The sequence below is a fragment of the Sediminimonas qiaohouensis DSM 21189 genome (genome assembly GCF_000423645.1).
GTDB classification, from domain to species: Bacteria; Pseudomonadota; Alphaproteobacteria; order Rhodobacterales; family Rhodobacteraceae; genus Sediminimonas; species Sediminimonas qiaohouensis.
This window is the reverse complement of the sequence record NZ_AUIJ01000002.1, coordinates 347,388-357,414: the sequence shown is the minus strand read 5'-3', so window position 1 is coordinate 357,414 and position 10,027 is coordinate 347,388. Positions and strand designations below refer to the sequence as shown.

Annotated in this window: 8 protein-coding genes and 1 pseudogene; 5 read left to right on the top strand and 4 right to left on the bottom strand. The window is 67.7% G+C overall.

What is annotated here, in order from left to right; all coding sequences use genetic code 11:
* Nucleotides 1–263: pseudogene (locus tag G568_RS0104160) on the top strand (IS5/IS1182 family transposase); the annotation flags it as partial.
* A gap of 162 nt (nt 264–425) precedes the next feature.
* Here G568_RS0104160 and parE read toward each other — a convergent pair.
* A complete protein-coding gene (parE, locus tag G568_RS0104155; protein WP_026756846.1) occupies nt 426–2,384 on the bottom strand; it encodes a DNA topoisomerase IV subunit B in 1,959 nt (652 codons plus the stop codon).
* Nucleotides 2,385–2,541: 157 nt separating this feature from the next.
* Nucleotides 2,542–3,705, bottom strand: coding sequence for a TIGR03862 family flavoprotein (locus G568_RS0104150; RefSeq protein WP_026756845.1), 1,164 nt, complete (start codon nt 3,703–3,705; stop codon nt 2,542–2,544).
* 53 nt (nt 3,706–3,758) lie between these two features.
* Between G568_RS0104150 and G568_RS0104145 the strand changes: the two genes are divergently transcribed.
* Entirely contained in the window at nt 3,759–4,067 is a 309-nt protein-coding gene (locus G568_RS0104145) for a hypothetical protein (protein ID WP_026756844.1), read from the top strand.
* Between the two features lie 281 nt (nt 4,068–4,348).
* Here the strand turns inward: G568_RS0104145 and G568_RS0104140 are convergent, their stop codons facing one another.
* Together G568_RS0104140 and G568_RS0104135 are read right to left on the bottom strand one after the other, a co-directional pair.
* On the bottom strand, nt 4,349–4,972 hold the full coding sequence (locus G568_RS0104140; RefSeq protein ID WP_026756843.1) for an enoyl-CoA hydratase/isomerase family protein: 624 nt from the start codon (nt 4,970–4,972) through the stop codon (nt 4,349–4,351).
* Nucleotides 4,969–5,718 (bottom strand): SDR family oxidoreductase, encoded by a 750-nt coding sequence (locus tag G568_RS0104135; RefSeq protein ID WP_026756842.1) that lies wholly within the window; start codon nt 5,716–5,718, stop codon nt 4,969–4,971. Before G568_RS0104135 ends, G568_RS0104140 begins: the two co-directional genes overlap by 4 nt.
* 130 nt (nt 5,719–5,848) lie before the next feature.
* Between G568_RS0104135 and G568_RS0104130 the strand changes: the two genes are divergently transcribed.
* From G568_RS0104130 to G568_RS0104120, 3 genes are all read left to right on the top strand, one after another.
* Nucleotides 5,849–7,369, top strand: coding sequence for a DUF2125 domain-containing protein (locus tag G568_RS0104130; protein ID WP_026756841.1), 1,521 nt, complete (start codon nt 5,849–5,851; stop codon nt 7,367–7,369).
* Between the two features lie 200 nt (nt 7,370–7,569).
* Nucleotides 7,570–8,916: a TldD/PmbA family protein gene (locus G568_RS0104125; RefSeq protein ID WP_026756840.1), complete on the top strand. Its 1,347-nt coding sequence runs from the start codon at nt 7,570–7,572 to the stop codon at nt 8,914–8,916.
* Complete coding sequence (locus tag G568_RS0104120) at nt 8,903–9,703, top strand: 3'(2'),5'-bisphosphate nucleotidase CysQ (protein ID WP_026756839.1); 801 nt, start codon at nt 8,903–8,905, stop codon at nt 9,701–9,703. The genes G568_RS0104125 and G568_RS0104120 overlap by 14 nt, the downstream gene beginning before the upstream one ends.
* The last annotated feature ends 324 nt before the right edge of the window (nt 9,704–10,027 follow it).

Here is a 10,027-nt window from a genome sequence, read left to right as displayed (position 1 = left end):
CGTGGAAGACCGTCACCGCGGGTGCAATGGCCAGAAACGAGGCCCTGCGAGCTTCGAAATACCTCGGCCGCGCGATCTGGCGAAACTGGAGTGGATACCACCGCCGAAGCCGCGTCGAGACCAAAATGCACTGCGTGAAAATGCTGGGCCAGCGCCTCATGGCGCGGGACTTCGATCGTCAGGTTGCGGAAGTCCAAGTCCGCATCCTCGTCATGAACGGCTATACCGCGCTCGGCATACCCATAACTGAGCCCGTAGGATGAGTCTGTCTGGGGAAAGGGGGCGTCTGGCCTTCAACCAATTTGTGCAACAGAGTCCCTGTAAACGGGACAAAAGCTGCGCGGCGATCCAGCAACAGGCAAGGTTTGCTCTGATAGCCGTCAAATGTTCTTCAAGAGAAACGCCTGAGAAACTTTTGTTCTCATTCACACATCCAACTCCTCCACAAACCGCGCGTTCTCCTGGATATACTGAAACCGCAGTTCCGGCTTTTTCCCCATCAGGCGCTCGACCAAATCGCCGGTCTGGCCGGGTTCGTCCTCGTCTATGGTCACGCGGATGAGTTTGCGGGAGGCCTCGTTCATGGTGGTTTCCTTGAGGTCCTTGGCGTCCATCTCGCCCAGGCCCTTGAAGCGGCTGACGTCGATCTTGCCCTTACCGCCAAGGCCCTTTTCCAGCAGCGCGTCCTTTTCCGCCTCGTCCAGGGCATAGACGCGGCGCGCGCCCTGCGTCAGGCGATACAGCGGCGGGCACGCAAGGTAGAGGTGCCCGGAATCGATCAGCGGGCGCATCTGGGTGAAGAAAAACGTCATCAGCAGCGAGGCGATATGCGCGCCGTCCACGTCCGCGTCGGTCATGATGATGATGCGGTCATAGCGCAAATCGTCAATGCGGAATTTCGTGCCCAGCCCGACGCCGAGCGCCTGGCACAAATCGTTGATTTCCTGATTGCTGCCCAGTTTCGAGCTGGCCGCGCCCAGCACGTTGAGGATCTTGCCGCGCAGGGGCAAAAGGGCTTGCGTCTTGCGGTCGCGCGCCATCTTGGCGGAGCCGCCGGCGCTGTCGCCCTCGACGATGAACAACTCGGTTCCGGCGCGGTTGGTGGCGGTGCAATCGACCAGCTTGCCGGGCAGGCGCAGCTTGCGGGTGGCGGATTTGCGGCTGGTTTCCTTTTCGGCGCGGCGGCGCTGCCGTTCCTCGGCGCGAAGCACGAGGTAGTCGAGGATCGCGCCGGCGGATTTCGTGTCGGACGCCAGCCAGTTGTCGAAATGGTCGCGCACCGCGTTTTCCACCAGCTTGGCAGCCTCGGCGGTGGCGAGGCGGTCCTTGGTCTGACCGACGAATTCGGGCTCGCGCACGAAACATGAAACCAGCGCGCAGCCGCCCGCGGCAAGGTCTTCGCGGGTGATCTGGGCGGCTTTTTTATTGCCGAGGCGTTCGCCGTAGGCGCGGATGCCTTTGAGGATCGCGGCCCAGAAGCCCGACTCGTGCGTGCCGCCCTCGCGGGTGGGGACGGTGTTGCAGTAGGATTGGATGAACCCGTCGCGCGCAGGGGTCCAGTTGATGGCCCATTCGACCTTGCCGGGGCGGCCGAACTTTTCGTTGAAATCGACGGTGCCGGCGAAGGGGGCGTCGGCGTAGGTGGCCGCCTCGCCCAGTGTCTCGGCCAGGTAATCGGCCAGCCCGCCGGGGAAGTGAAAGGTGGCCTCGGTCGGCGTTTCGCCGTCGTCGATGGCCGATTTCCAACGGATTTCAACGCCTGAGAACAGGTAGGCCTTGGACCGGATCGAGCGGAACAGCCAGGCCGGTTTGAACTTGTGCGAGCCGAAGATCTCGGCGTCGGGGTGGAAGGTGACGGTCGAGCCGCGCCGGTTGGGGGCGGCGCCGACCTTGTCGATCGGGCCAAGGGGTATGCCGCGCGAAAAGCGCTGCTCCCACAGCTCCTTGTTGCGGGCGACCTGCACCACCATCGAATCGCTGAGCGCGTTGACCACCGAGGCGCCGACGCCGTGCAGGCCGCCCGATGTCTGGTAGGATTTGCCCGAGAACTTGCCGCCCGCGTGCAGGGTGCACAGGATCACCTCGAGCGCGGATTTCTCGGGGAACTTGGGGTGCGGATCGATCGGGATGCCGCGGCCGTTGTCGCGGATGGTGATGGAGTAGTCATCATGCAGCTCGACCTCGATGCGGTTGGCGTGGCCCGCGACGGCCTCGTCCATGGAGTTGTCGAGCACCTCGGCCACGAGGTGATGCAGGGCGCGCTCGTCGGTGCCGCCGATATACATGCCGGGGCGCTTGCGGACGGGCTCCAGCCCTTCGAGTACCTCGATCGAGGAGGCGTTGTAGTCGCCGCTGTCCTGTGCGGAGAGAAGATCGTCGGCCATTTGTGCTGCTCTTTGTTTTTGCGGGTTTGCGCCATGATGGCAGGTCGGCGGCGGCGGGGCAATGGCGCACGGTGTTGGGGGGGGGTTGCTGGCCTGTTGCAGCCCTTCGATATAGTGCCCTGCGCGGTTCTCGGGCCGGTCGCCCGGAAGGGCCCGATCAGGTCCAATGCGCGGCGTGGCGCCCGGCCCACAGGCCGGTGGCAAGGCAGGCGGTTAGCAGGTAGCCGCCGGTGGGCGCCTCCCAATCCAACATCTCGCCGGCGGCGAAGGTGCCGGGGCGGGCGCGGATCATCAGGTGATCATCCAGCGCCTCGAACCGGATGCCGCCGGCCGTCGATATCGCTTGATCGATCGGGCGCGGGCCATCCAGGGGCACCGGCAGCGCCTTGATCAGCGGGGCGATGTCATCGGGCAGCGGGCGGGCGCATTCCATCAACAGCGCCTGCTTGACCGGGTCAAGGCGCAGCGCCTTGCGCAGGTGGTTGGCAAGGCTGGCCTTGCCGCGCGGGCGGGCAAGGCGGGCGCGGATGGTGTCCAACGGCAGGTCCGGCGCCAGGTCGATCTCAAGACGCGCGCCCTCGCGCAAGGGGCGCGACAGGGCGTAGATGCCGCCGCCCTCTACCCCGTCGCGCGAGATCACGAATTCGCCGCGCACTTTGGTGCCTCCGGCGTGCAGCGCAACGTTCTTGACCGGGGCGCCAAAATGGCGCGCCATATGCGCCGTCCAGGGAACGGTAAAGCCGATATTCGCAGGCTGGAACGGGGCGAGGGGCACGCCGCTCATCAGCCCCGCCCACGCACCATCCGAGCCAAGGCGCGACCAACTGGCGCCGCCGCAGGCCAGTACGGCGCAGCGCGGCGCGATCGCGCGCGCGCCGCCGGGGGTGTCGAAGGCAAAGGCATCGCTCCACCCTGTCCAGCGCCAGCGGGTCTCAAGCCGCACGCCCAGATCGCTGAGCCGCGCCAGCCATGTGCGCAACAGCGGCGAGGCCTTCATCGCGCGCGGAAACACGCGCCCCGAGGAGCCGGTAAAAACCGGCTGGCCCAGCTCTTGCGCCCAGTGCTGTACCTCGGCGGGGCCAAACGCGGTGAGCGCCGCGCGCAGGGCCGGGGCGGCCTCGGCATATGCGGGCAGGAAGGCGCTCAGCGGCTCGTCCTTGGTCAGGTTCAGGCCCGATTTGCCCGCCATCAGGAATTTGCGTGCCGGCGATGGCTTGGCCTCGGCGATGAGAACCTGCCGGCCGGCGAGGGCCATCGCCTCGGCCGCCATGAGGCCGGCAGGGCCGGCGCCGATCACCAGCGCGTCGCAGGGGGTGGTCATGTGCGAGGGGGCCTTTTATCGTTGATGATCATCCGGGTCAGGACGGGGGCGGCATGACAGGCGAGCGCGCGCAGGAGGTGATTTGCCCGCTCTGCAGGCGCCCGATTCCGGCGCATGCGAAGCAGAGCCTGCACCATTTGACGCCCAAGCTGAAGGGGGGCAAGGGCGGGCCGGTGGTGCGCCTGCACCAGATTTGCCATAACGAGATCCACGCCGCCCTGAGCGAGGCGGAGCTGGCGCGGGCGTATAACACGGTCGAGGCGCTGCGCGGGCATCCCCGGCTGGCGAAGTTCATCGCGTGGGTGGCGCGGCGGCCGCCCGATTTCCATTCCCGCACGCCCGGCCCGCGCCGCAAGCGGTAGGGTCCTGTGCGGAATCAAGGCCGCAGGCCGCCGCACATCGCCGGGCCGCCCGTAGCCCCAAAGGGGCGCCGCCTATAATCGGCACGCCTCTGGCGTGACGGCACGGCGATTTGGCCGACGCTTGCGCAATGCTCTGAGGTTTTTCGGGTTTGGCTGGCAATAAGTGCCCAACACCAGCGTAGGATCGCCGCACCGCGGCCCAACGACGCGCGGCTTTTCTGCCGGCCGGCCAACGACAGCAACGGGCCATCACAGCCCCCTGGAACCATTTAAGCGGTAGCTCAGTCACGGCCCGGCGTGCACAGCGCCTTGATCCCTTGGGCGATGCGCGGCTCGGCGTCCAACGTGTCGGCGGCGATGGTGCGGGCCTCGTCCAAAAGGGCATCGGGCGCGCAGATCCGGTCGATCAGGCCATAGGCCAGCGCGGTGTCGGCGTCGATCTTCTGACCGCCCATCAGCAGTATCTTGGTGCGCGCCGGGCCGATCAGCGCTGCCATCCGCCCCGGATCGGAGGGTTGCGGCAGGTAGCCCAACTTCATCACCGGGTAGAAGAACTTCGCCCCCGGCACCGCGAGGCGCAGATCGCAAGCCAGTGCCATGCCCATGGCGCCGCCCGCCAGCGTGCCGTTGAGCGCGGCGATGGTCAGCCCTGGCAGCGCCGCGATGGCCGATGACAGCTTTTCCCACAACGGGCTGGTGGCAAGGCCGGCGCGCGCCGCGTCCAGATCGGCGCCGGCGCTGAACACCCGGCCGCGCCCGGTCAGCACCAGCGCGCGCGCGCCCTGCGCGTCGCGGGCGATGCGCAGCAGCTCCTCCAGCATCGCAGGGGTCAGCGAATTGGCCTTGTCGGGCCGGTCCAGAGTGACCGTCCACAGCCCGTCATCGCCACGGTCCAGCCCGATCATGTCAGCCCTGCACGCTTGCGAATCGATGGCTCGCGCAGCGACACCTCGCGCCCGATCCAGTCGTCGGCGTCGGGGCTACACATCCACAAAAGGGTGCGCGCGGGCCATTCGGGGGGGATATGTTCGGACCAATCCAGTTGCGCCACCGGGCCGACGCCGCTTTGCTTGATGGTGCGCTGCATGTCGGTGGCCACGGTGCCGGGCGACAGGCCCATGATGCGCAAGCCCGCGCTGCGCGCTTCGCGGTCGGCGCAGGCAGTCAGCATGGCCGCGCCCGCCTTGGAGGAACAATAGGCGCTCCAACCTTCCAGCGGGTTGTGGGCGGCGCCCGAGCTGACGGTGATGATGGTGCCGCCGCGCGCCTCTTGCATGACGGGAATCGCGGCGCGCATGCCGTTGAAGACGCCAGTCAGGTTGACCTGTATGGCGCGGGCCCATTCATCGGGGTCTGCCTCGGCCAGGGGGCCGATCGGCTCGATCATGCCGGCGTTGCCGATCAGGATGTCGAGGCTGCCGAACTTCTGGGTTGTGGCGGCGACCGCGGCCTGCATGTCGGCGTAGCTGCTGACGTCGCAGGCCAGCGCCAGCGCGCGCGCGCCGATTTCATCCGCTAGCGCGCCGGTGGCATCGGTGCTGCGCGCGGCAAGGGCGACGTTGGCGCCGGCGCTGGCAAAGACGCGCGCGGTGGCGGCGCCGATGCCTCGGCTGGCGCCGGTGATCAGAACGGTTTTTCCTGTCAGGTCGATCATCTGTCTCCTCCGTGTTCAGGCCCAGTGGTAGACCGGGCAAGCGAGGCGGTCCAGTGCGTTGATCGCTTGACGCGGCGCGGTCATGCGAAGAAGCTGTGGCAAGTATTTTCACGAAAGGCGAGGCATGATGACCCGATATTGGACAAGCCGTGCGGCCGTGGTGGCCGCGTTAGCATTCCCCGGCCCGGCGATGGCGGATGTGACCGCCAATGAGGTCTGGCAGGATTTCAAGGCCACCTACGCGGATATGGGCGTGGAGATGACCGCCACCGAGGAAACCACCGCCCAAGGCCTGAGCGTGCGCGACATGGTAATGCGCATAGAGCTGCCCGAGGACGAGGGCACCGTAGAGGTCACGGTGCCGGGGCTGTCGCTGAGCGATAAGGGCGATGGCACGGTCGAGGTGAGCGTGCCGGACGTGATGCCGATCACCGTCATGGTGGACCCCGCCGACGACAGCGAGGAAAACGTCGAGATCACGCTTGAGCACGCGCAAACGGGGTTTTCGACGGTTGTGTCGGGCACTTCCGGCGCGGATATGAACTATGCCTATTCGGCGGCGGAATCGGTGGTGCGGCTTACTCGTGTCGTGGTGGACGGAGAGCCGCAGGACATCGGCACCGCGATGATCACCCTGAGCAACATCGCCGGCGTCACTGACGTCGTCTCGGGTGCGGTGCGGGCCTATACGTCGGACCTGACGATCGGCGCGCTGAGCTATGACATGGATTTCGTCGACCCCGAGAACGAGGATGGCTTTGTCAGGGTCGAGGGCACGCTGAACGATCTGACCAGCGAGAGCGAGGGCAAGATCCCCGAGGCGGTTGATTACCGCGAGGATATGGCCGGCGCGCTGCGCGCGGGCTTTGGCATGGCGGCCAAGCTGAGCTATGGCAGCGGCAACAGCGCGTTCTCGGTGGATGCCGATGGCGTGCAGAGCGAAGGCACGTCGCAATCGGCCGGTGGGACGCTGGAATTCGGCATGGCGCAGGATGGATTGCGCTATGGCGTGAGTGCGCGCGACGTGGTGATGAACATGACCAGCTCGGAAATGCCGTTTCCGGTTGCCGCGAGCCTGGCCGAGATGGGGCTGAAACTGACCGTGCCGGTCAGTAGCAGCGAAGAGCGGCAGGAATTCGGCCTGAGCATCGCGCTGCGCGAGCTGTCGGTGCCCGAGCAAATGTGGGCGATGGTCGATCCGGGCGGGCAGTTGCCGCATGATCCGGCGACGCTGCACGTCGATCTGGGCGGTAACGTCACGCTGGAGCATGACATGATGGACGCCGAAAAGATGGAAGAGCTGGACCAGCCGCCGGGCAAGTTGCACGATGCGCGCATCAACGCGCTGCAGGTGTCGGTGGCGGGCGCCGAGCTGACCGGCGACGGCGCGTTCACCTTCGACAATTCCGACCTGCAGACGTTTGACGGCATGCCGCGCCCCGAGGGCAAGGTGTCGCTGCGCCTGGAGGGGGCGCATGCGCTGCTGGACAAGCTGACGGCGATGGGCCTGATCCCCGAGGACCAGGTGACCGGCACGCGCATGATGCTGGGCCTGTTCTCGACCCCGGCGGGGGATGATGTGCTGACCTCCGATATCGAGGTGACACCCGACGGCAAGGTGCTGGCAAACGGCGAGCGCATCAAGTAGCGCAGCCGCCGGGGGCGCTGCCCCCGGACCCCCGGGATATTTTGGGCCAGAAGATGCAGGGGGGCTGCCCTGTGCTTCATCTTGCCCGAAATACTCCCGCCGGAGGCTCCGACGCTGCCACCGGCGCTGGCGGTGCGGCTTGCAAGGCGGGGCGATGCGGGCTAACTGCCTTGGGTCTGACAGCGAAAGGCCCGAAGTCCATGACCGATACCCCCGAAACCCTGACGCAGGCCCTTCTGGAGTTCGCGCTCCGTGCGGGTGCGGAGGCCGCAGATGCCATGGCGGTGCGCGACACTTCGCTGAGCGTTGATGTGCGCGGCGGCGTTCTGGAGCAGGCCGAGCGCGCGGAGAGCACCGATATCGGGCTGCGCGTGTTGCTGGGGCGGCGGCAGGCGTGCGTTTCGGCCTCGGACATCCGGGCCGAAACGATGGAGGCGATGGCCGAGCGCGCGGTGGCGATGGCGCGCGAGGCGCCCGAGGACCCGGCCGCGGGCCTGGCCGAGGCGGGGCAGTTGGCGCAAGATTGGGACATCGAGGCGCTGGAGCTATGCGATGGGGCGCCCGAGCCTGGGCCGGACATGCTGGAAGAGGGCGCGCGGCGGGCCGAGGCGGCGGCGCTGGACGTGGCGGGTGTCAGCCAGGTGCAATCGGCGAGCGCGGGTTATGGGCGCAGGCAGGTGCACCTGGCGGCGAGCAACGGGTTTTCGGGCGGCTATGGGCGCAGCGACCGCGCGCTGAGTTGCGTGGCAATCGCGGGCAGCGGCACGGGGATGGAGCGCGATCACGACGGCGACATGCGCATTTTCCAGGCCGATCTGCGCACGCCAGAGGATATCGGCCGCAGCGCGGGCGAGCGAGCGGCAGCGCGCCTGTCGCCACGCAGGCCGCGCACCGGGGCGTTTCCGGTTCTGTATGATGAGCGGGTGGCAGCGAGCTTGATCGGGCATCTGCTGGCTGCCGTGAACGGCACCGCGATTGCGCGCGGGGCATCGTGGCTGCGCGATGCGCAGGGCCAAGTGGTGCTGCCCGAGGCGCTATCGCTGATCGAGGACCCGCACCGCCCGCGCGCGGCCGGGTCGCGCCCGTTCGACGGCGAGGGTCTGCCGACGCGGCGGCGCGCGATAGTCGACCGCGGGGTGCTGACGGGCTGGACGCTGGACTTGGCGACGGGGCGCAAGTTGGGTCTGCCATCGACGGGCAACGCCGCGCGCGGCACATCGGCGCCGCCGTCGCCGTCGAACTGGAACGTGGCGCTGACGCAGGGCGGGCAGAGCCGCGAGGACCTGCTGCGCGAGATGGGCACCGGCCTGTTGGTCACCTCGATGATCGGCAGCACGATCAACCCCAACACCGGAGATTATTCGCGCGGCGCCAGCGGCTTCTGGGTGGAGGGGGGCGAGATCGCCTACCCGGTGAACGAATGCACCATCGCGGGCAACCTGCGCGAGATGCTCTTGCGGATGACTCCGGCCAATGACGCGCGCACGCACCTGTCGCGGGTGGTGCCGTCGCTGTTGGTCGAGGGGATGACCCTTGCCGGGGAGTGAGGCCGATCTTGAGCTGCTGATCGGGGCGGCATGGGCGGCGGCAGAGACCGCCACGCGCTTCATAGGCGGCGAGTTGGCCATTGTCGACAAGCCGGGCGGCGCGGGGCCGGTGACGGCGGCCGATCTGGCGGTGAACGCGGTGTTGGAGGAGCGGCTGCGCCGGGCGCGGCCCGATTACGGCTGGCTGTCGGAGGAAAGCCCGGACAACACCGACGAGCGTCTGTCGAGGCGGGCGGCATTCGTTGTTGATCCGATCGACGGCACGCGCAGTTTCATAGAAGGGGCGGATGCCTGGGCGCATTCTCTGGCCGTGGTCGAAGAGGGACAGGTAACGGCCGCGGTTGTATTCTTGCCGCTCAAGGACCGGATGTACGCGGCGCGCGCGGGGGGCGGTGCGATGCTCAACGGCGCGGCGATCCGCCGGTCGGAGCGGGCGGCGCTGGAAGGGGCATCGGTGCTGGCCGCGCGCCCCGCGCTTGACGCGCAGCACTGGCGCGCGGGCGGCGCGCCGGGGGTGGTGCGGCATCATCGGCCGTCATTGGCCTATCGGTTGTCGCTGGTGGCCGAGGGGCGGTTCGACGCGATGCTGACGCTGCGCGACAGTTGGGAATGGGACATCGCCGCCGGGGCGCTGATCCTGGCCGAGGCGGGGGCGGTGGTGACCGACCGCGCCGGCGCGCCTTTGCGGTTCAACAAGACATGGCCGCAAACGCGCGGGGTTCTGGCCGGAGCGCCGGCTGTTCATGCCGGGCTACTGGCCGGGCTGCGCCAGGACGCGGAGCAGTGATCCGGTCGGGGCTGTTCGGGACGTGGTGAGCTTGGCGAATTGCGGCCATAGAGGGGCAGCACCAATGCGCGGAATCAAGCCCGCAGGGCGCCGCGCATCGCCGGGCCGCCCCCCGGCACGGCGATCTGGCAAACGTCAGCGCAACGCCCAGATGTCATTCGGATTTGTCGGGCATAAAGCGCGCCACACCAGCGTAGGATCGCCGCACCGCGGCCCAACGATACGCGGCTCCTCAACCGTTTGTCCGATGACCGAAACAGTCGCATTATTGACCCCCGGATCGCCCGGCGATCCGGTTCGCGCCCGACCCTGCCCCGTCAAACC